The sequence below is a fragment of the Micromonospora sp. IBSANI012 genome (assembly GCF_052814045.1).
Genome location: NZ_CP199933.1, coordinates 1,559,353 through 1,579,291, shown reverse-complemented (window position 1 = coordinate 1,579,291; position 19,939 = coordinate 1,559,353). Strand labels below are relative to the sequence as shown.

At 74.3% G+C, this 19,939-nt stretch carries 20 protein-coding genes and 1 pseudogene; 6 read left to right on the top strand and 15 right to left on the bottom strand.

The window, feature by feature from the left end:
- Positions 1–14 precede the first annotated feature (14 nt).
- From ACTWM8_RS07480 to ACTWM8_RS07455, 6 genes are all read right to left on the bottom strand, one after another.
- Positions 15–1,313: a phosphatidate cytidylyltransferase gene (locus ACTWM8_RS07480; protein ID WP_446213168.1), complete on the bottom strand. Its 1,299-nt coding sequence runs from the start codon at positions 1,311–1,313 to the stop codon at positions 15–17.
- 491 nt (positions 1,314–1,804) lie between these two features.
- Positions 1,805–2,362 (bottom strand): ribosome recycling factor, encoded by a 558-nt coding sequence (gene frr / locus ACTWM8_RS07475; protein ID WP_446213167.1) that lies wholly within the window; start codon positions 2,360–2,362, stop codon positions 1,805–1,807.
- 83 nt (positions 2,363–2,445) lie between these two features.
- The gene (pyrH, locus tag ACTWM8_RS07470; protein ID WP_088963482.1) at positions 2,446–3,213 is read right to left on the bottom strand and encodes a UMP kinase; all 768 of its coding nucleotides are present in this window, start codon (positions 3,211–3,213) and stop codon (positions 2,446–2,448) included.
- A 163-nt stretch (positions 3,214–3,376) separates the two neighbouring features.
- Complete coding sequence (gene tsf, locus ACTWM8_RS07465) at positions 3,377–4,204, bottom strand: translation elongation factor Ts (RefSeq protein ID WP_446213166.1); 828 nt, start codon at positions 4,202–4,204, stop codon at positions 3,377–3,379.
- A 135-nt stretch (positions 4,205–4,339) separates the two neighbouring features.
- Positions 4,340–5,200, bottom strand: a complete 861-nt coding sequence (gene rpsB / locus ACTWM8_RS07460) for a 30S ribosomal protein S2 (protein WP_154943482.1) — start codon at positions 5,198–5,200, stop codon at positions 4,340–4,342.
- A 420-nt stretch (positions 5,201–5,620) separates the two neighbouring features.
- Positions 5,621–6,595 (bottom strand): hypothetical protein, encoded by a 975-nt coding sequence (locus ACTWM8_RS07455; protein ID WP_446213165.1) that lies wholly within the window; start codon positions 6,593–6,595, stop codon positions 5,621–5,623.
- A gap of 218 nt (positions 6,596–6,813) precedes the next feature.
- Here ACTWM8_RS07455 and ACTWM8_RS07450 point away from each other — a divergent pair, with 218 nt between their 5' ends.
- From ACTWM8_RS07450 to ACTWM8_RS07440, 3 genes are read left to right on the top strand one after another with little or no spacing between them, the layout of a single operon-like run.
- On the top strand, positions 6,814–7,173 hold the full coding sequence (locus ACTWM8_RS07450; protein WP_238450532.1) for a YraN family protein: 360 nt from the start codon (positions 6,814–6,816) through the stop codon (positions 7,171–7,173).
- 22 nt (positions 7,174–7,195) lie between these two features.
- A complete protein-coding gene (locus ACTWM8_RS07445) occupies positions 7,196–8,716 on the top strand; it encodes a YifB family Mg chelatase-like AAA ATPase (RefSeq protein ID WP_446213164.1) in 1,521 nt (506 codons plus the stop codon).
- Positions 8,713–9,927: a DNA-processing protein DprA gene (locus tag ACTWM8_RS07440; RefSeq protein ID WP_446213163.1), complete on the top strand. Its 1,215-nt coding sequence runs from the start codon at positions 8,713–8,715 to the stop codon at positions 9,925–9,927. Before ACTWM8_RS07445 ends, ACTWM8_RS07440 begins: the two co-directional genes overlap by 4 nt.
- A 6-nt stretch (positions 9,928–9,933) precedes the next feature.
- Here the strand turns inward: ACTWM8_RS07440 and ACTWM8_RS07435 are convergent, their stop codons facing one another.
- Entirely contained in the window at positions 9,934–10,272 is a 339-nt protein-coding gene (locus ACTWM8_RS07435) for a hypothetical protein (RefSeq protein ID WP_210778190.1), read from the bottom strand.
- Positions 10,273–10,599: 327 nt separating this feature from the next.
- Between ACTWM8_RS07435 and ACTWM8_RS07430 the strand changes: the two genes are divergently transcribed.
- Together ACTWM8_RS07430 and ACTWM8_RS07425 are read left to right on the top strand one after the other, a co-directional pair.
- Entirely contained in the window at positions 10,600–11,757 is a 1,158-nt protein-coding gene (locus ACTWM8_RS07430; RefSeq protein ID WP_446213162.1) for a tyrosine-type recombinase/integrase, read from the top strand.
- 133 nt (positions 11,758–11,890) lie between these two features.
- Complete coding sequence (locus ACTWM8_RS07425; RefSeq protein WP_446213161.1) at positions 11,891–13,072, top strand: aminotransferase class V-fold PLP-dependent enzyme; 1,182 nt, start codon at positions 11,891–11,893, stop codon at positions 13,070–13,072.
- A gap of 99 nt (positions 13,073–13,171) precedes the next feature.
- Here ACTWM8_RS07425 and ACTWM8_RS07420 read toward each other — a convergent pair.
- Positions 13,172–13,825, bottom strand: a pseudogene (locus tag ACTWM8_RS07420) (peptidoglycan DD-metalloendopeptidase family protein); the annotation flags it as partial.
- A gap of 206 nt (positions 13,826–14,031) precedes the next feature.
- Between ACTWM8_RS07420 and ACTWM8_RS07415 the strand changes: the two are divergent.
- Entirely contained in the window at positions 14,032–15,138 is a 1,107-nt protein-coding gene (locus tag ACTWM8_RS07415) for a sulfite oxidase (RefSeq protein WP_446213160.1), read from the top strand.
- A 133-nt stretch (positions 15,139–15,271) separates the two neighbouring features.
- On the opposite strand, the gene ACTWM8_RS07410 is transcribed toward ACTWM8_RS07415, so the two are convergent.
- The 7 genes from ACTWM8_RS07410 to trmD form a co-directional block, all read right to left on the bottom strand.
- Positions 15,272–15,595 carry a DUF2469 domain-containing protein gene (locus ACTWM8_RS07410; RefSeq protein WP_007075222.1) on the bottom strand — a complete coding sequence of 108 codons (324 nt, stop codon included), beginning with the start codon at positions 15,593–15,595 and terminating at the stop codon, positions 15,272–15,274.
- Positions 15,592–16,404, bottom strand: a complete 813-nt coding sequence (locus ACTWM8_RS07405) for a ribonuclease HII (protein WP_446213159.1) — start codon at positions 16,402–16,404, stop codon at positions 15,592–15,594. Before ACTWM8_RS07405 ends, ACTWM8_RS07410 begins: the two co-directional genes overlap by 4 nt.
- A complete protein-coding gene (locus ACTWM8_RS07400) occupies positions 16,398–16,874 on the bottom strand; it encodes an NUDIX hydrolase (protein WP_446213158.1) in 477 nt (158 codons plus the stop codon). Before ACTWM8_RS07400 ends, ACTWM8_RS07405 begins: the two co-directional genes overlap by 7 nt.
- A gap of 61 nt (positions 16,875–16,935) precedes the next feature.
- Positions 16,936–17,568 (bottom strand): signal peptidase I, encoded by a 633-nt coding sequence (gene lepB, locus ACTWM8_RS07395; RefSeq protein WP_446213157.1) that lies wholly within the window; start codon positions 17,566–17,568, stop codon positions 16,936–16,938.
- Complete coding sequence (gene lepB / locus ACTWM8_RS07390; protein ID WP_446213156.1) at positions 17,565–18,446, bottom strand: signal peptidase I; 882 nt, start codon at positions 18,444–18,446, stop codon at positions 17,565–17,567. The genes lepB (ACTWM8_RS07395) and lepB (ACTWM8_RS07390) overlap by 4 nt, the downstream gene beginning before the upstream one ends.
- Positions 18,447–18,636: 190 nt before the next feature.
- A complete protein-coding gene (gene rplS / locus ACTWM8_RS07385) occupies positions 18,637–18,993 on the bottom strand; it encodes a 50S ribosomal protein L19 (RefSeq protein WP_088991045.1) in 357 nt (118 codons plus the stop codon).
- A gap of 143 nt (positions 18,994–19,136) precedes the next feature.
- Complete coding sequence (trmD, locus tag ACTWM8_RS07380; RefSeq protein WP_446213155.1) at positions 19,137–19,925, bottom strand: tRNA (guanosine(37)-N1)-methyltransferase TrmD; 789 nt, start codon at positions 19,923–19,925, stop codon at positions 19,137–19,139.
- Positions 19,926–19,939 lie beyond the last annotated feature (14 nt).

The following is a 19,939-nucleotide window of genomic DNA, read 5'->3' as shown; positions in this document are numbered from 1 at the left end:
GCGTGATTCATGCCTCAGCTCACCACCGGCACGAAGACCGCCAGGAGCAGGTACGCGGTGGGGACGGCGAAGAGGATCGAGTCGAGCCGGTCCATCAGGCCGCCGTGCCCGGGCAGCAGGTTGCTCATGTCCTTCACGCCCAGGTCACGCTTGATCATGGACTCGCCGAGGTCGCCGAGGACCGCCGCGACGGAGACCGCGACCCCGAACAGCGCGCCCCACCACGGCGCCACGTCGAAGAGCAGCCAGATCAGCACGGCGCTGCCGACCGCCGCCGCCGAGACCGACCCGGCGAAGCCCTCCCAGGACTTCTTCGGGCTGATCGAGGGGGCCATCGGGTGCTTGCCGAAGGACACCCCCGCCGCGTACCCGCCGGTGTCGGAGAGCACCACGGCGACCAGGGTCGCCAGCACCCGCAGGTGCCCGTCGTCGGGCGCCGCCGCGAGCAGCGCCGCGAACCCGCCGAGGAACGGCACGTAGACCGCGATCAGGGTGGCCGCGGTGAGGTCCCGCTGGAAGCCTGCCGGGCCGTCGCCGAGCCGCCAGATCATCGTGCCCAGCACGGTGACCAGCAGGCCCAGGCTGAGCGCGTCCGGCCCGGCGTACCAGGCCAACCCGATCATCAGCACGCCGCCGGCGATCAACGGCACCAGCGGCGGGTGGGCGCCGCTGCGGCGTACCGCCCGGGCCATCTCCCAGATGCCCACGCCGATCGCGCCGGCCACCACGGCGAGGAACGCCGGCAGGTAGAAGAAGAGCGGAATCAGGATCAGCGCGCCGAGCCCGAGCCCCACCCCGATCGCGGCCGGCAGGTTGCGGCCGGCCCGGCTGGACGCCGGCTGCCCGGTCGCCGGCCGGTCCGCGCTGGCCCGGCGCCGGCCGGGCTGGCGCCGCCCCGGGGGCCGCTGCGGGTCGCGCTCCGGCTCCGAGACCTCCCGCACCGCGGGGAACTGGGAGGTCGGCACGTCGTCGTCGCGGACCGGCGGGAGGGAGGAGGTGGGCATGTCGTCGTCGCGCGGCGGGCGCCCGGGACCGCGCCGGTCGTATCTGTCGTCGTACGCCCCGTAGCGGTCGACGTCGTGGCGGTCGTACGGGTCGCCGTGCCCGTCGTACGGGTCGAGGGCGGGCTCGTCGTACCGGCGGGCGGTCGGCCGGGGGCGGGCCTGCGGCCCGGCGTACAGGTCGGCGCCGGACTGCCGGTTCCACGGGCCGGTGGACTCGACGTCACGCTCCGGCCAGGGCAGCGCGGGCGGGCGCTCGGGGCGGTCCCAGCCGCGAGGCTCGGCGCCGCCGTAGGGGTCGGGGTGGGACATCACGCACCGAGCGACGACGGTACGAGTTCCACCACATGACGCAAGACCAAGGCCATCCCCTACACGCGTGACTGTTCCGTCCGGTTGACCGGCCCGACGGCCGGCCGATTCCCGCCGTTCACCGCGCGGTGGCCGGGAATCGTGCCGAGCCTACTGCACGGGACGACCGGGGGCGGCGGACGAGCCCAGCCGGCAACCGGCACCCGGGCGCAGGGACGGTACTACCAGGCACCGACCGGTCGCCGGCGGCCGGCGAGATCACCTGCGACGGCGGCACCACGAGCCTCTCGATGAGCTTCTACCGGGCCGACCGGTCCTGCACCCGGGGCGGGCCGTCGTGCGGTTCGAGCTGCACGACGCGTACCAGGGGACGACGCTGACCGAGACGGCCCGCAGCGTCCGGATCCCGCGCTGAACGAGGCGAGGCCCGCTCCCCGGGTGCGGGGGGCGGGCCTCGGTGGCGTCCGGGACGGGGCGAACCGTCCGGGCGGCTACACCTCGAGCAGCTCGGTCTCCTTGTGCTTGACCAGCTCGTCGACGCTGCCGACGTACCGCTGGGTCAGGTCGTCGAGCTCCTTCTCGGCGCGGCGGCCCTCGTCCTCGCCGACCTCGCCGTCCTTGACGAGCCGGTCCAGCTCTTCCTTGCCCTTGCGGCGGATGTTGCGGATGGCCACCTTGGCCTCCTCACCCTTGTGCCGGGCCACCTTGATCATCTCGCGGCGGCGCTCCTCGGTCATCTGGGGGAGCAGGATGCGCAGCTGGTTGCCCTCGTTGTTCGGGTTCACGCCGAGGTCGGAGTCGCGGATCGCCTTCTCCATGGCGTTGATCTGCGAGTTGTCGTACGGCTTGATGATCACCATGCGCGGCTCGGGAACCGCGATGGAGGCCATCTGGGGCAGCGGGGTGGGGGTGCCGTAGTAGTCGATGACGACCTTGGAGAACATGGCGGCGTTGGCGCGGCCGGTGCGGATGGCGCCGAACTCTTCCTTGGCGTGCTCGATGGCACGGTCCATCTTCTCCTCGGCCTCGAGGAGGGTGTCGTCGATCACCGGTCTCCTCGCCTCCTTCTGTTACTCGTGGTGGGCTCTGCTGCTGTCTATCGGAGGACCGCCGAGGCGGTCGGCCGGGCCGTTCAGGCGGTGATCAGGGTACCGATCTTGTCGCCGCCGACGGCACGAATGATCGTGTCGTCGCCCTGGGCGCCGAAGACCAGCATCGGCAGGCCGTTCTCCATGCAGAGGCTGAACGCGGCGGCGTCGGCCACCCGCAGGTTGCGGCGCAGCACCTCGGAGAAGGTGATCGAGTCGAACTTGCTGGCGGAGGGGTCGATCCGGGGGTCGGCGGTGTAGACGCCGTCGACGCCGTTCTTGCTCATCAGCACCACGTCGGCGCGGATCTCCAGCGCGCGCTGGGCGGCGACGGTGTCGGTGGAGAAGTACGGCATGCCGGCGCCCGCGCCGAAGATGACCACGCGGCCCTTTTCCAGGTGCCGGATGGCGCGCAGCGGGATGTACGGCTCGGCGACCTGGGCCATCGTGATCGCGCTCTGCACGCGGGTCTCGATGCCCTCCTTCTCCAGGAAGTCCTGGAGGGCGAGGCAGTTCATCACGGTGCCGAGCATGCCCATGTAGTCGGCCCGGGCCCGGTCCATGCCGCGCTTCTGCAGCTCGGCGCCGCGGAAGAAGTTGCCGCCGCCGACCACCACGGAGACCTGCACACCGCGGCGGACCACGGTGGCGATCTGCCGGGCGATGGCCTGGACGACGTCCGGGTCGACGCCGATCGCCCCGCCACCGAAGACCTCGCCGGAGAGCTTCAGCACCACCCGGCGGGCCCGCCCGGGCGGCGGCGCCGTCGGGTCGTCCGCTCCCAGGCTCCGGTCACTCACAACCTGCGTCATCCGCCCCGCCCTTCCCCGCGCGCACGTCCTGCGCGCCGCGTACCGCGCAACTGCCGTTGCCGACCCTATGTGACGAGGAGGCCGCGGTGCCTGTCACGTACACCGGCGGCCTCCTCGTCGACGTTCCCTGCCCTCGGGCGCGTCACACGCCCGATCCGGCGGCTCAGGCCTGGCCGACCTCGAACCGCAGGAAGCGGGTCACCTCGATGCCGGCCTCGGCCAGCACCTGCTTCACGGTCTTCTTGTTGTCGGCCACCGACGCCTGCTCGACCAGGACGTAGTCCTTGAAGAAGGCGTTGACCCGACCCTCGACGATCTTCGGCAGCGCCGCCTCGGGCTTGTTCTCCTCGCGGGCGGTCTGCTCGGCGATGCGCCGCTCGGACTCGACGACCTCGGCCGGAACCTCGTCCCGGGTGAGGTACTTCGGCCGCATGGCGGCGATCTGCATGGCGGCGGCACGCGCGTCGGCGTCACCGGCCTCGTCGGTCTGGCCGGCGTACTCCACCAGCACGCCGACGGCCGGGGGCAGATCCTGGCTCTTGCGGTGCAGGTAGACCGCGACGTTGCCGTCCAGCTTGGCGAAGCGGTTGAGCACCAGCTTCTCGCCGATCTTGGCGGACTGCTCCTGGACCAGGTCGGCGACGGTCTTGCCGTCCAGCTCGGAGGCGAGCAGCTCCTCGGCGTTGCTGACGCCGCTGCGCTCGCCGTGCTCGACCAGCTGCTGGGCCAGGGCGACGAACGCCTCGGTCTTGGCGACGAAGTCGGTCTCGCAGTTGAGCTCCAGCAGGGCCTTGCCGGAGTGGGCGACCAGGCCGTTGGCAGCGGTACGGCCGGCCCGCTTGCCCACGTCCTTGGCGCCCTTGACACGCAGGATCTCGACGGCCTTGTCGAAGTCGCCCTCGGCCTCGGTCAGCGCCTTCTTGCAGTCCATCATGCCGGCGCCGGTGAGGTCGCGGAGCTTCTTGACGTCCGCGGCGGTGAAGTTGGACATGACTCTCTCTTCGATGTCGGAACTGCGGGTGGGATGGTCTGGGTGCCGGTTACCCGGATCCGGGCCGGATGTGCCCGGCGTACCCGCCGCTCCCCACCGTCGGTGAAAACGGACGGTGGGGAAGCGGCGGTGCGGTCACTCCGCGGCGGCGGTCGCCGGCTGCTCGGCCGGCTGCTCAGCCTGCTGCGCCGGCTGCTCGTCGGCCTTCTTCGGCTCCTCGAGCAGCTCGCGCTCCCACTCGGCCAGCGGCTCGTCGGCGCCGACCTGGCCCGGCTCGGGCTTCTCGTCGGTGCCCCGGCGGCGGCCGGAGCGGGCGATCAGACCGTCGGCGACGGCGGCGGCCACGACCCTGGTCAGCAGCTCGGCCGAGCGGATCGCGTCGTCGTTGCCCGGGATCGGGAAGTCGACCTCGTCCGGGTCGCAGTTGGTGTCGAGCACCGCGATCACCGGGATGCCCAGCTTGCGGGCCTCGTCGACGGCGATGTGCTCCTTCTTGGTGTCGACCACCCAGATCGCGGCCGGGAGCTTCTGCATGTCCCGCAGACCACCGAGGGTCTTGGTGAGCTTGGTCTTCTCGCGGAAGAGCTGCAGGGTCTCCTTCTTGGTGTAACCGGCGGCGGTGCCGGTCAGGTCACCCAGAGCCTCCAGCTCCTTCATCCGCTGAAGGCGCTTGTACACCGTCTGGAAGTTGGTCAGCATGCCACCGAGCCAGCGGTGGTTGACGTACGGCTGGCCGACCCGGGTCGCCTGCTCGGCGATGGCCTCCTGAGCCTGCTTCTTGGTGCCGACGAAGAGGATGCTGCCACCCTCGGCGACGGTCCCGCGCACGAACTCGTAGGCCTTCTCGATGTAGTCGAGGGTCTGGCGCAGGTCGATGATGTAGATACCGTTGCGCTCGGTGAAGATGAAGCGCTTCATCTTCGGGTTCCAGCGCCGGGTCTGGTGCCCGAAGTGGACACCGCTCTCCAGCAGCTGACGCATGGTCACGACGGCCATGGTGGGTACTCCTATTGTCCCTGGTTGTCCCGTCCGGCCGGCGGCCGGACGCCTGGCGCCCGGTCGTCGGCCATGACGGACCCGACCAAGATCGGGACCAGGGAGGCCGCCGCCCCACGACGAACCGTGGAGAGGGCGCGCGAGGTCGACCGCGCGAGGCGGTCGCCAGTCGACCAGTGTACGCGCCTGTCGCGTCGCCGGGCTGGCGGGTTCGCGAACCCGCCGGCCCCGGTGCCCCGGTCGCGAATTCGGACGCGGCACGCCGACCGGGATCTCCGCACCTGCTCAACACCGCGCCGACCCGGGCCGGGAGGGCGGGCGCCGTCCAGCTCGGGTCGGTCGGCGGCGTCCCGCCCGGTCAGCCGGCGGCGAGCGCGGCGGCGCCCGCGTCAGCCGGCGGCGAGCCCGGCGGCGCCCGCGTCAGCCGGCGGCGAGGGCGGCGGCGAGGAAGAGCACCAGCCCGACGGTCAGGTAGGCGGTCGGCGGGCGCAGCCAGCCCCGCGCCCCGTCGGCCATCGCCAGGCCGCCGGTGCGCAGCCCGTACAGGCCGGCGGCGAAGATCGGCAGCCCGGTGACCAGGAAGGTGCCGACGACGACGTGCGACGTCGAGACCGGGTCGCCGGTCAGGCCGTGCACCAGCACCCGCAGCGCGGGAAGCTCGAAGACCAGCACCAGCAGGCCGAGGATCACCGCCAGCGCGGGCCGGCGGGTCCGGTAGACGCCGTCGGAGGGCGCGCCGGCCGGCCGGTACGCCGCCTCGGGGCCCACCGCGCCGTCCAGGCGGGGCATGACCGGGGGCATCGGGCCGGTCGGCATCTCCAGCGGGTGCGCCGGCTCGGCGGGGCGGGTCGGCTCGACGATCGGGTACCCGCCCAGCGGGGCGGACCGTACCGGATCCGGCCGCTCCCCCGCCTCCACGCCGGCCGGCCCGGGGCCGCCGAGTCGGTCGACACCGCTGGTCAGCGGCCCGGCACCGGTGGTGGTGAGGGGGTCGGCGGAGGTCAACGGACCAGCCCCGGTGGTGGTGAGGGGGTCGGCGCTCTCCCGGGCCGCCCGCCGGCCGGGGCGGTCGCCCGGCAGCTCGCCGGAGACGTCCGGGTCGCCCGCCCGGCGCGAGCGGGCCGGGCGGTATCCCTCGGACTCGCCCCTGGCGTCACCAAGCCGGTCCGCCGTGCCGTAACGCCCGGTCTGGCCGTACCGGCCCGGGCCGCCCGGATCGGCGAACCGGCCCTCCTCCGCGGCGCGCTGCTCGGGGGTCGGGTACTCGTCGTCCCGGGGGCGGGACTCGCCCGCGCCGCGCCACTCCGGCTCGCCGTAGCCGCGCTCCTGCCCGGCGGGGTACCAGCGCGACTCCTGATCTTCGGGATAGCTCCGTCGTGCGTCCACGTCCGGCAACTTATGCCACCCACCCCACCGGCGCCATTCGTCCCTCCCGGCACAGGTCTGGCCTCTTCGGGCGGCGGAGCCCTCCCCCGCCTGCGGCGGCCGGCCGCGAACGCGGGCCTCTAGCACGGGGCACCCATGATCGTCCGCCCGTCCACAGGCCCGCTCGTCGTCCACAGGCAGCCCGCCGCGGGCCCCGGCGCGCCGCCGGCCGGACCACCCTGACCGGCATGACGAAGCGGAACCAGGCGGTCGGCGCGTACGGCGAGCGCTGCGCGGTCCGGCACCTGATCGGGGCCGGGCTGCGTCCGGTCGCCCGCAACTGGCGCTGCCCGGACGGGGAGATCGACATCATCGCCTGGGACGGCCGGGTGCTCGCCTTCTGCGAGGTGAAGACCAGACGCACCGACGACTACGGCACCCCGGCCGAGGCGGTCGTGCCGGCCAAGGCCCGCCGGTTGCGCGGGCTCGCCGCCCGCTGGCTGGCCGAGAGCGGGGTCGACGCCGACGAGGTGCGCTTCGACGTGCTGGCGGTCCGGCTGCCCGCCGCCGGCGCGGCCCGCGTCGAGCACCTCAAGGGGGCGTTCTGATGCGTACGCCGGGGGTGCTGGCGTGAGCTACGCCAAGGTGTTCAGCGTGGGGCTGGTCGGGGTCACCGGCCACCTGGTCGAGGTGGAGGCCGACCTGGCCGCCGGGCTGCCGGCGGTGGTCATCTCGGGGCTGCCCGACAGCGCCCTGCACGAGGCGCGCGACCGGGTACGGGCCGCCATCGTCAACTCGGGTCAGCGCTGGCCCAACCGGCGGATCACGCTCAACCTGCTGCCCGCGACGATGCCCAAGTACGGCTCCGCCTTCGACCTGGCCATCGCGGCGGCGGTGCTGGGCGGCTCCGGAGAGCTGCCCCTGGTGCCGCTGGACGGCGTGGTGATCCTCGGCGAACTGGGCCTGGACGGGACGGTCCGGCCGGTACGCGGGGTGCTGCCGATGGTGGCGGCCGCGGCCCGCGCCGGGCGGGACCGGGTGATCGTGCCGGTGGAGAACGCCGCCGAGGCGGCGGTCATCCCCGGGATCCGGGTCCGGGCGGTCGACACGCTGCACCGGCTGGCCTGCTTCGTCCGCGACGGCAGCCCGTTGATCGAGCCGCCCGCCGCGCCGGCGCCGCCCCCGGTCGACGGCCCGGACCTGGCCGAGGTGGCGGGGCAGGCGCTGGGCCGGCGGGCGCTGGAGGTGGCCGCCGCGGGCGGGCACCACCTCGCCCTGCTGGGGCCGCCCGGCGCGGGCAAGACCATGCTCGCCGAGCGGCTCCCCTCGATCCTGCCCGAGCTGGACGACGCCGCCGCGCTGGAGGTGACCGCGCTGCACTCGATCGCCGGACTGCTCCCGCCGGGCGGCCGGCTGCTGCGCCGGCCGCCGTTCCAGGCCCCGCACCACACGGCGACCATCCCCTCCCTGGTCGGCGGCGGGTCCGGGCTGGCCCGGCCGGGGGCCGTCTCGCTGGCGCACCGCGGCGTGCTCTTCCTCGACGAGGCGCCCGAGTTCAGCAAGGGCGCGCTGGAGGCGCTGCGGCAACCGCTGGAGCACGGCCGGATCCAGCTGGCCCGCAGCGGGGGCGGCACCGAGTACCCGGCCCGCAGCCAGTTGGTGCTGGCCGCCAATCCCTGCCCGTGCGCGAAGCCGGCCGGCGACGCGTACTGCGAGTGCAGCCCGCTGGCCCGGCGGCGGTACCTGGGCCGGCTCTCCGGGCCGTTGCTGGACCGGATCGACGTGCAGGTGAAACTGCTGCCGGTGCGGGCGGCGGAACTGATGGAGGCGGCCGTGGCCAGCGAGTCCTCAGCAACTGTGGCGGCCCGGGTCGCCACGGCTCGGCAGGCCGCGGCGGTGCGCTGGGCTCCGGTGGGCCGCGGGCTCAACGCCGAGATCCCCGGACCGTACCTGCGACGGCCGCCCTGGCGGCTGCCCGCGCGGGACACCGCCGAGCTGCGCGGCCGGCTGGACTCGGGGGCCGTCTCGGCCCGTGGCTTCGACCGGATCATCCGGCTGGCCTGGACCATCGCGGACCTCGACGGACGGGCCAGGCCGCAGCGCGAGGACGTGTTGGAGGCCATCCAACTCAGGACGGGAGAGGGAGCATGAGCACCAGCGAGGAGCGGCTGCTGGCCCGGGTGGCGCTGACCTGGCTCACCGAGCCGGGCACCCGGTCGGTGCACCGGCTGGTCCAGCAGCTCGGCCCGGTGGCGGCGCTGGACCTGCTGCTCGACGGGGGCGCGCCGGAGGCGAGCCTGCGGACGGCGGTGACGGCGCGCACGGGTGCCGAGGACGCACGCGCCGTCGCCGCCGACGCGCTCGCCCGCACCGAGCGGATCGGTGCCCGCGTCCTCACCCCGGAGGACGAGGAGTGGCCCGCCCGCCTCGACGACCTGCACCGGCTGGTGCTGTCCGGAACGAGCCGGCGGGTCGACCTGGAGACCGCCCCGCCGCTCTGCTTCTGGGTACGCGGGGGCTGGCCGCTCGGCGAGGCGCTGGACCGCTCCGTCGCGGTGGTCGGCGCGCGGGCCGCCACCGGGTACGGCCTGCACGTCGCCACCGAGATCGGGTACGGACTGGCCGAGCGGGACTGGACGGTGGTCTCCGGCGGGGCGTTCGGCATCGACGCGGCGGCGCACCGGGGCGCGTTGACCGCCGGCGGGCTGACGGTGGCCGTGCTGGCCTGCGGCGTCGACCGGCCGTACCCGATGGGCAACGCCGCCCTGTTCGATCGGATCGCCGAGACCGGGCTGCTGGTGAGCGAGTGGATGCCCGGTGCCGACCCGCTGCGGCCGAGGTTCCTGATCCGCAACCGGGTGATCGCCGCCGCCACCCGGGGAACGGTGCTGGTGGAGGCGGCGGCCCGCAGCGGTGCCACGCAGACGGTGAACCGGGCGATCGCGATGGGCCGGCGGGCGATGGTGGTGCCGGGCCCGGTCACCTCGGCGATGTCGGTCGGGGCGCATGAGGTGCTGCGGGACCAGCCGGCCGCGCGGCTGGTGACCGGGGTGCCGCACGTGCTGGAGGAGGTCGGCCGGATCGGGACCGACCTGGCCCCGCTTACACGAGGGCCAGAGCGCCCGAGCGACCTGCTCGACGACGAGGCGACCATGGTGCTGGAGTCGCTGCCCCGGCGCGGGGTGGTCGGGCTCGACGCGCTCGCCGCACGGGCCGGGGTCGACGTACGGACGGCGATGCGGAAGCTCTCCCTGCTGGAGGAGCTGGCGATGGTGCTCCGCCGGGACGGCGGGTACGCCCTGGCGCGACCTGCCACGTCGGCGCGCGCCCCCGCCGGTCGGGGGCGAGAGGCCAAACGCTGACCGGGTTCAGTCCCCCTCGAACCGGATCTCCAGGTCACGCTCGCGTACGCACCGGCGGACCAGCACCGCGACCCGCCGCACCTGCGCGGTCTCGGCCGGAGTGCGGGCGGCCTCGACCAGGCAGTCCAGTTCGGTCAGGAGCTGGGGTGCCCGCTCCGCCCCGACCACCAGCTCACCGAGCGGGTCGACCCGGTCCAGCGTCGGGGTGCGTCCGCCGCCCCGCCCCCGCTTCAGCAGGTCGAGCAGCAGGTCGTCGGGGTCGGGCACCACCTGCGCCGCGACCGAGGACGGCCGGCGGCCCGGGCCGCCACGGACCAGCCGGTAGAGGACGACGTCCAGGCCCATGAGCGGTCCCCTCCTCCCGTCGGCGTCCCCCGCCGAGGCAACCGGGCGACGGCGCACGCGCCGTCCCTGCCTCCAGTCTCCCCGTCCACGCCACCACCGGCCAGCACCGACGGCGTGCCGCCGCGCCAAGGTCAGGTCTTCTTTGTCCACGCCGCGCCTGTGGGACGGAACGGCTGGGCCGGTGGGCGTCCTCGCGCAGCGTCGTGTCGATGCGCAGCGTTCTGCCGACCGCCCGGCGCGCGCTTACGCTGAGCCCATGCCAGGCGGACGTCATGCGGTGCCACGCCTTCCCGCTCCGGCCTGCCCGTCGACTGCACGGGCGGGGCGATGACGGGCGGCGCGCGGGCCACCCGGACCACCCACGAGGCGCTGCCACCGGCCATGCGGGAGGCCGTGGACGACTTCGCCGACCACCTGGCCCGGGTGCGCAACCGATCCGCGCACACCGTGCGGGCGTACGTGGCCGATGTGGTCTCGCTGCTCGACCACGCGGTACGGATGGGCTGCTCCGCACCCGCCGAGCTGGACCTGACGGTGCTGCGCAGCTGGCTGGCCCGGCAGCGCACGGTGGGCGCGGCCCGGACGTCACTGGCCCGGCGGGCGGCGGCGGCGCGCACCTTCAGCGCCTGGGCGCACCGCGCGGACGTGCTCCCCACCGACGTGGCGGCTCCGCTGTCCAGCCCCCGGGCCCACCGCGACCTGCCCACCGTGCTCCGGGCCGACCAGGCCGCCGCCCTCGTGGAGGCGCCCGATCGGCGTGCCGGCGGCACCCGGCCCGCCGAAGCGACCAGACCCGCCGCCGGCACCCGCCCCGGCGCGGCCGCACGCACCGCCGCACCGCGACACGACGATCCGACTCGGCCCACCGACCCGACCGGGCACAAGGTGACCGACCCGGCCGGGCCCGACCCGGACGGACGCCGGGACGACTCGGCCACCCGGCGGGACGGTCCAGCCGACCCCGCCCGCCCCGAGGACGAACCGGTGCGACTGCGCGACCGGGTCCTGCTGGAACTGCTCTACGGCACCGGGGTACGGGTCAGCGAGGCGTGCGGGTTGGACGTCGCCGACGTCGACCACGGTCGCCGGGTGATCCGTGTCCTCGGCAAGGGCGGCCGGGAACGCTCGGTGCCGTACGGGGTGCCGGCCCAGCGGGCGATCGACGACTGGCTGCGCTCCGGGCGGCCCGCCCTGGCGGTGCCCGGCTCCGGGGAGGCGCTGCTGCTCGGCGCGCGGGGCGGGCGGCTGAACCCGACGACGGCGCGCCGGATCGTGGCCGGGTACGCCGAGTCCCTCGGCCTGCCCCGGGTCAGCCCGCACGGGCTGCGGCACTCGGCGGCGACGCACCTGCTGGAGGGCGGCGCGGACCTGCGCGCCGTGCAGGAACTGCTGGGCCACTCCTCGCTCGGCAGCACCCAGATCTACACGCACGTCTCGGTCGAGCGGCTGCGGGCCGCGTACCGGCAGGCACACCCGCGCGCCTGACCCACCCGCTGCCGATCGGCGCCGCCGCACCGGGTCGAACCGCCGGCAGCACGGTGCCTGCTCGTTGGGGCGGGCTGCCGCCGGAGGACGGCGAACCGACGGCGGTTGATCCGTCGACGGATATGATCACTACGTGACCGTCGCCCGGCCGCCCGAGCCGATTCCCGGGGCCCGACTGCTCTTCTCGCTCGATCCGGCGGTCAGCTACCTCAACCACGGCGCGTTCGGCGCGGTACCGATCAGCGTGCAGCGGGCGCAGCAGCGGTTGCGCGACGAGATGGAGTCCAACCCGCTGCGCTTCTTCACCCAGGGGCTGGCCGACCGGATCGGCCACACCCGGCGGCACCTGGCCACCTTCCTGGGCGCCGATCCGGACGGCACGGCGCTGGTCGGCAACGCCACCACCGGCGTCGCGGTGGTCCTCCAGTCCCTCGGCCTACGGGCCGGCGACGAGGTGCTCACCACCGATCACGGGTACGGCGCGGTCGGCTTCAGCATCGAGCGGGAGTGCCGCCGTACCGGGGCGGGCACCCGGGCGCTGCGGGTGCCGCTGACCGCCACCGACGAGGAGGTCGTCGAGATCGTCCGCACCGGTCTGCGACCCGGGCGCACCCGACTGCTCGTCATCGACCAGCTCACCTCGGCCACCGCCCGACTCTTTCCGGTCGCGGCCGTGGTCCAGGTGGCCCGGGAGCGGGGCGTACCGGTGCTGGTGGACGCGGCGCACGTGCCCGGCATGCTGCCGGTCGACGTTGGTGCCGTCGGCGCGGACTTCTGGGTGGGCAACCTGCACAAGTGGGCGTTCGCCCCGCGGGGAACCGCGGTGCTGGTGGTCGCCCCGCAGTGGCGGGAGCGGATCGAGCCGCTGGTGGTCTCCTGGGAGCAGGGCGCCGGCTTCCCCGGCAACGTGGAGTGGCAGGCCACCCTCGACTACACGGGCTGGCTGAGCGCCCCGGCGGGGCTCTACGCGCTGCGCAGCCTCGGCCTGGACCGGGTGCGGGCGCACAACGCGGCGCTGGCCGCGTACGGGCAACGGGTGGTCGGGGACGCCCTCGGGGTGGCGCCGGCCGACCTGCCGGACCCGGGGGGACCTGCGATCGCCATGCGGATCGTGCCGCTGCCGCCGGGCGTGGCCACCACCCTGGACACCGCGCGGGCCCTGGGCGGCCGGATCGCCGAGCGGCTCGCCGCCGAGGTGGCGGTGATGGCCTGGGACGGTCGGGGCTGGCTACGGCTCTGCGCGCAGGTCTACAACACGGCCGAGGAGTACGAACGGCTGGCGGTCCGGCTGCCCCCGCTGCTCGCCCGACCCTGACCCCGGCTCGCGCCGACCACACCGGCAGGCGGCCCTCGCCGTCCGCTCGGTGAGCGGGCCGCTCGCCGTCCGCTCGGTGAGCGGGCCGCTCGGGTCGCGCACCGGGAGCAGCCGGACCGGTCCCAGCCCGAGCAGGGCCAGCGGGTCGAGGTAGTCCGCACCTCGGCGCAGCCCCCAGTGCAGGCAGGCCGGGCTGGGACAGCCGGGATGCCGGGCCAGCAGCACGCCGAGCGGCGCGCCGGGCCGGACCGGGTCGCCGGGGCGTACCTCGGGTCGGACCGGCTCGTAGGTGGTCCGCAGGCCCGCCGCGTGCCCCACGGTGACCACCGGCCGGCCGGCGACCACGCCCGCGAAGAGCACCGTCCCGGCGCCGGCCGCGCGCACGGTCGCTCCCGCGGCGGCGGCCAGGTCGACCCCGCGATGACCGGGCAGCCACGGTCGGGGCGGCGGGTCGAAACGCCGCACCGGGCGGGGCGGGCCGTCGAGCGGCCACCGGAAGGCCGACGCACCGGCCGCCGCACCGAGGGTGGCCCGCGCCGCTGCGATTTTCGGGGGCGTTCGGCGGTCGACCGCTCCGCCGGACGGGGAGGGCGACGCGGCACGGGTGGCTGTGGCGGCCGGCGGTGCGACGAGCCGGACGTCGCCCGCCCGGTCAGCCCCCGATCCGGGGGTCGCCGCGACGACGGCGCCCGGCGGGCCGAGGACCAGCAGGACCGCCCACCACACCGTCACCGCCCGCAGTGCTCTCCGCATGTCCGCAGCATGCCCGCACCGGCCACCGGCCGAACCGGACAGCGCGTCCGCTGTGGACGACGGGCCGCCCTGTGGACAACGCCCACCAATCGAGTCGATCTGCTAGGCGACGGGGGCGGAGCCAGCCGCGCCGGCATCGGACCGGTGGACCGGCGCGGCGACTAGGCTGGGCCCACGCGCCGAGGGTAGAGACCGGGGAGGCCGCCGTGACCAGCGTGGACGATGTGAGCCGCCCCTCCCGGGTGGCCGGGCCGGACGAGGCGATCAGCGCCGAGGAGCTGCAACTGGCCGCCCGCAACCACGGCATCCCGCTGGAGGCGTTGCGCTACGACGTCACCCCGGCCGGCCTGCACTACCTGCTGATCCACTACGACATTCCGGACGTCGACCCGGCCGGCCACGCGCTGACCGTCGACGGGGCGGTACGCCTGCCGCTCATCCTCGGGCTGGACGAGCTGCGCTCGCGCCCCCGGGTGACCCGGCAGGTGACGCTGGAGTGCGCCGGCAACGGCCGGGCGCTGCTGCACCCGCGGCCGGTGAGCCAGCCCTGGCTGGTGGAGGCGGTCGGCAACGCCGAGTGGACCGGCACCCCGCTCGCGCCGCTGCTGCGTGAGGCCGGCATCGCGCCCGAGGCGGTCGACGTGGTCTTCACCGGGGCCGACCACGGCGTCGAGCGCGGTGTCGAGCAGGACTACCAGCGGGCCCTCCCGGTCGGCGACGCGCTGCGGGAGGAGGTGCTGCTGGCGTACGAGATGAACGGCGCTCCCCTGCTGCCGCAGCACGGCGCGCCGCTGCGGCTGATCGTGCCCGGCTGGTACGGCATGGCACACGTGAAGTGGCTGCGCAGCATCACCGTGCTGACCGAGGAGTTCGGCGGCTACCAGAACGCGGTGGCCTACCGGCTGCGCCGGGACGCGGACGACCCGGGCGAGCCGGTGACCCGGATCGAGCCGCGCGCCCTGGTCCGCCCGCCGGGGTTCCCGGACTTCATGACCCGCACCCGGGTGCTGCGTCCCGGCCTGTGCACGGTGGACGGTCGGGCCTGGTCCGGGCACGCGCCGATCACCTCGGTGGAGGTGACCACCGACGGCGGGGCCACCTGGGCACCGGCCATCGTGGACCCGCCGCGCGGCGGGGACTGGTCCTGGCGGCGCTGGCGGTACGAGTGGTCGCCGCAGCCGGGCCGGTACGTCCTCGGCGCCCGGGCCACCGACGCGTCGGGGCGGACCCAGCCTGTCGAGCAGCCGTGGAACCGGGGCGGGTTCGCCAACAACCTGGTCCAGCGGGTCGAGGTCGCGGTCCTCGCGGACTGACCCGCGAGGCGGCGGCCCCGGCGTCAGTGCCGCCGAACGCACACGGTGGTGGTGACCCCAGGCAGGCGGTAGGGCCGGGGGAAGAGGTCGCGCGGGCCGGCGGGTGGGGGATGCCGGCGGGAGGAGCGGTGCGTCAGCCGCCGAAGCCGGAGTCGGCGGGGAGGGAGATGTCGGGCTTCTCCAGCTCCTCGACGTTGACGTCCTTGAAGGTCATCACCCGGACGTTCTTCACGAACCGGGCAGGGCGGTACATGTCCCACACCCAGGCGTCGTGCATCTCGACCTCGAAGTAGACCTCGCCGTCGGAGTTGCGCACGTGCAGGTCGACCTGGTTGGCGAGGTAGAAGCGGCGTTCCGTCTCCACCACGTAGGAGAACTGGCGGACAATGTCGCGGTACTCCCGGTAGAGCTGCAGCTCCATCTCGGTCTCGTACTTCTCGAGATCTTCCGCGCTCATCGCACTCCGCCTTCCATGACCACATCTTCCCCCACCGGCGCCGGAGGCCGAGGCTGCTCGCCCAACGCCACGCCGACGGTACCCCCTGACGCGTCGAAGCGCTCCATCGGCTCGGACGCGGGCCCGACGACGGGGCGTCGGGACCGCGGCGGACGGCCGGCGCGGCCGGACACGGCGGCCACGTTGACGTACGAGAAACGGTGCTCCACGCAGGGGCCGCGCTCGCGCAGCGCCTCGCTGTGCTCGGGCGTGATGTACCCCTTGTGCTCGGCGAAGCCGTAGCCCGGGTACTGCCCGTCCAGCTCCACCATGAGCCGGTCCCGGGTGACCTTGGCCAGCACGCTGGCCGCCGCCACGCAGGCCGCCACCCGGTCGCCCTTCCACACCCCCAGCCCCGGGACGTCCAGCCCGTCCACGCCGAAGCCGTCGGTCAGCACGTACTCCGGTCGGGTGGTCAGCGATGCCAGCGCCCGGCGCATCGCCGCGAGGTTGCACACGTGCAGGCCCCGGGCGTCGACCTCCTCGGCCGGGATGATCACCACCGCGTACGCCAGGGCGCGGGCGACGACCTCCTCGTACACCCGCTCCCGGCTGGCCGGGGTGAGCAGCTTGGAGTCGGCCAGCCCGTCGATCTCACCGCGCCGCCCCTCGGGCAGCACCGCGGCGGCGGCGACCAGCGGCCCGGCGCAGGCGCCCCGACCGGCCTCGTCGGCCCCGGCGACGTGCCGGAAGCCGCGCCGTTGCAGGGCCCGTTCCAGGGCGTAGAGACCACCTTCGCGGCGCACCACCGTGCGCGGGGGCGTCAGCACGGCGCGACCCCGCTCGGGTCGGTCAGGGCCCGGGTCAGCACGGCGGGCAGGTCCTCCGGGTAGTAGCGGTGGCCGGTCGCGGTCAGCTCGTCGACCGACCACCAGCGGTGCCCCGAGACGCTGGCCCGCTCGATGTCGGTGAAGCCCGTGGTGTCCACCTCCCAGCCCGCCACCCGGACCAGGAAGAACTCCTGCTCCTGCCGGTACCAGACGCCGTCGAAGGGGAACTCGACCGTCTCGGACCAGACCGGCGCGCCCAGCGCGCCCGGGTCCAGCCGCAGCCCGGTCTCCTCGCCCAGCTCCCGGGCGGCGGCCTGGGCGGGCGTCTCTCCCGGGTCGAGCCCGCCGCCGGGGGTGAACCAGTACCGGTGCTCGGGGCGGGACGGGTCCCAGCCGCTGAAGAGCAGCACCCGGCCGCCCGCGTCGACGAGCAGCACCCGGGCCGCGCGGCGAGGGGTGTAGACGGTCACCGCCCCAGCCTGCCAGACGCCGGTGACGAACTGCCACGCCCGGGGCCGGGCCGCGGGTCCGCTACGGGTTGGGGACGGCGTCGAACTGCTTGGGTACGGTGAGCCAGGTGGCCCGGTCCACCGGCCAGAACACGGTGAAGGCCCGCCCGACGACCTGGTCCTCGGGGATGGTGGCGCTGTCGATGTTCCGACCGGACTGCTGCCAGTGCTCCAGCGAGTCGCCGGAGGCGGAGCGGTGGTCGCCCATCACCCAGAGCCGCCCCTCCGGCACGGTGATGTCGAACTCCTGGTCGGCCGGCTTGTCCCGCTCGCCGTTGGCCGAGAAGATGTACGGCTCGTAGAGCGGCTTGCCGTTGATCACCAGCTTGTCGTCGTCGCAGCAGACCACGTGGTCGCCGCCGACGCCGATCACCCGCTTGATGAAGTCCTCGCCGTCGGGGTTGCCGCTCCACTCGGTCGGCGCCTTGAAGACGACGACCTCGCCGCGGTGCGGTGACCGGAAGTCGTAGACCAACTTGTTGACCAGCACCCGATCGTCGATCTGGAGGGTGTTCTCCATCGACGGGGACGGGATGAAGAAGGTCTGCAACACGAAGTAGCGGACCAGCACCGCCACCAGGATTGCCACGCCCAGGAGGATGGGCAGCTCCTTCCAGAAGGAACTGCGGGGCTTGTCGGTCTGCTCGTCAATCACGGGTGGAGCCTACGTCCCCGGGCGCGGGCCGATCGTCCGGAACGCGCGACAACGGACATCAGGGTCACCGCCGGGAGGACGAGAGCGACACCGCCCACCGGGGCCGGCTCAGCCGGCGGCGGGACGGCCGGGGCGGCGGCCGGCCGGGAGAGCCGGTCGAAGGTCTCCGGCACCGGCAGCGAGGTCCACCGCTGGGACGGCCAGACCACCATGAACGCCCGGCCGACCACGTTGTCGATCGGCACCGGGCCCTGGCAGCGGGCGTCCTGCGAGACCAGTCGGTGGTCGCCCATCACGAAGATCTGACCGGGCGGCACGACCACCTCCTCGAAGCGCCGGGACCGGCACTCGCGGGCGTTGGGCGGCACGTCGAGCGGCGAGTTGCGGATCACGTACGGCTCGTCCAGGGGGGTGCCGTTGACCAGCACGCGCCCCTGGTCGTCACAGCACTTCACCCGGTCGCCCGGTACGCCGATGACCCGCTTGATGAAGTCCTTCTCGCCCGGGCGGCTGACCCCGACCAGGTCGCCGAACGTCCGCCCGACCTTGCCGGCGAAGCCGGGCTCGGGCTCCTGGACCTCCTGCGCGACCCACCGGTCGGTGCCCCGGAAGACCACGACCTCGCCGCGCACCGGGTCACGCACGTCGTAGACCACCTTGTTGACCAGCACCCGGTCGCCGATGAGGAGGGTGTCCTCCATCGAGCCGGAGGGGATGAAGAAGGCCTGGAGCAGGAAGGTGCGGATCAGCACGGCCAGACAGAAGGCGACGACCAGCAGCAGCGGGAGTTCCTGCCAGAGCGGCATCTGCCGGCGGGTGCGCCGGGTCCGCCGGCGCCACGGATCGACTGTGCCGTCCTCGTCAAGCACCTGCACCACGCCACTCCCCGGTCCGCAGAAACGACACTACCGCCCGGGAGCCTCGTCGAGGCCCCACGGGCGGTAGTGGACATTCGCACGCCGTGACCAGCGTCGCGGCGTCGCTGCCCCGCTGCGCCCGTACGACCAGGGTAATGCGATCTGGTCGATACGACACCCGCGCAGCTCAGGCGGCGTGGCGAGCGGGAAGTCAGCTGGGCTGCTTCTCCCGCTTCTCCTTGATCTTGGCCTTCTTGCCGCGCAGCTCGCGCAGGTAGTAGAGCTTGGCGCGACGCACGGCACCGCGGGTCACGACCTCGATCCGGTCGATGCCCGGGCCGTTGAGCGGGTACGTCCGCTCCACACCCACGCCGAAGCTGACCTTGCGGACCGAGAAGGTCTCGCGCAGACCGTCACCCTGGCGGCGGATGACGACGCCCTGGAAGATCTGGACACGGGACCGGTTGCCCTCGACGACCCGCGCGTGCACCTTGACGGTGTCACCGGCACGGAAATCGGGGAGGTCGGTCCGCTTCGACTGGGCGTCAAGGGCGTCCAGGATGTTCATCGCTGCGTCCTCGTGAGGCTCACGGCGCACCGTCACTCGGTGCGCGGATGGGTGATTCTGATCCCCGGGTGGTGGTCGGCGGGCCGACCCCGGTCGAGGATCCTCGCAGCCGCCCGCGGGCGCGGGTGGATGCGGCAACCCCTCTACTTTGCCACATCCCCCGGCGGCAGCTGAAATCCGGCCCGATCCAACGCGGCGACGTCCCGTTTGTCCAGGCTCTCCGGGGGCAGCGCGGCGATCATGTCGGGCCGCCGGGCGGCGGTGCGGGTCAGCGCCTCGTCGCGCCGCCACCGGGCGATCCGCCCGTGGTCGCCGGAGCGGAGCACCTCCGGCACCTCGTGCCCGCGCCAGGTCGCCGGCTTGGTGTACATCGGGGCCTCCAGCAGCCCGTGCGCGTGCGACTCCTCGTCCAGCGAGCCGGCGTTGCCGAGCACCCCGGGCAGCAGCCGGGTGACCGCCTCCAGGATCACCAGCACCGCCACCTCGCCGCCGAAGAGCACGTAGTCGCCGAGGGAGACCTCGGTGACCCGCATCCGGGTCGCGGCGTGTTCCAGCACCCGCTGGTCGATGCCCTCGTACCGGCCGCAGGCGAAGAGCAAATGCGACTCGGCGGCCAGCTCGTGGGCCATGGCCTGGGTGAACCGGACGCCGGTCGGCGAGGGCACCAGGAGCCGGGGCAGGGTGTGCCCGTCGGGGCTGAGCTCGTCGGGGGCGAGGGCGTCGAGCGCCTCACCCCAGGGCTCCGGCCGCATGACCATGCCCGGGCCGCCGCCGTAGGGCGTGTCGTCGACCGTGCGGTGCACGTCGTGGGTCCAGCTCCGCAGATCGTGTACGGCCAGCCGCAGCGTCCCGTTCTCCCGGGCCCGGCCGATCAGCGACAGGTCCAGCGGGGCGAAATACTCCGGGAAGATCGACACGACGTCGACGCGCATTGGGGGTGGCTCCG

What these genes read in the sequence shown, in the direction of transcription:
- ACTWM8_RS07480 (WP_446213168.1), bottom strand. Translation starts at nt 1,313, where the DNA reads ATGTCCCACCCCGACCCCTACGGCGGCGCCGAGCCTCGCGGCTGGGAC.
- pyrH (WP_088963482.1), bottom strand. Translation starts at nt 3,213, where the DNA reads ATGACGCAGGTTGTGAGTGACCGGAGCCTGGGAGCGGACGACCCGACG.
- tsf (WP_446213166.1), bottom strand. Translation starts at nt 4,204, where the DNA reads ATGTCCAACTTCACCGCCGCGGACGTCAAGAAGCTCCGCGACCTCACC.
- rpsB (WP_154943482.1), bottom strand. Translation starts at nt 5,200, where the DNA reads ATGGCCGTCGTGACCATGCGTCAGCTGCTGGAGAGCGGTGTCCACTTC.
- ACTWM8_RS07450 (WP_238450532.1), top strand. Translation starts at nt 6,814, where the DNA reads ATGACGAAGCGGAACCAGGCGGTCGGCGCGTACGGCGAGCGCTGCGCG.
- ACTWM8_RS07440 (WP_446213163.1), top strand. Translation starts at nt 8,713, where the DNA reads ATGAGCACCAGCGAGGAGCGGCTGCTGGCCCGGGTGGCGCTGACCTGG.
- ACTWM8_RS07435 (WP_210778190.1), bottom strand. Translation starts at nt 10,272, where the DNA reads ATGGGCCTGGACGTCGTCCTCTACCGGCTGGTCCGTGGCGGCCCGGGC.
- ACTWM8_RS07430 (WP_446213162.1), top strand. Translation starts at nt 10,600, where the DNA reads ATGACGGGCGGCGCGCGGGCCACCCGGACCACCCACGAGGCGCTGCCA.
- ACTWM8_RS07410 (WP_007075222.1), bottom strand. Translation starts at nt 15,595, where the DNA reads ATGAGCGCGGAAGATCTCGAGAAGTACGAGACCGAGATGGAGCTGCAG.
- rplS (WP_088991045.1), bottom strand. Translation starts at nt 18,993, where the DNA reads ATGAACATCCTGGACGCCCTTGACGCCCAGTCGAAGCGGACCGACCTC.
- trmD (WP_446213155.1), bottom strand. Translation starts at nt 19,925, where the DNA reads ATGCGCGTCGACGTCGTGTCGATCTTCCCGGAGTATTTCGCCCCGCTG.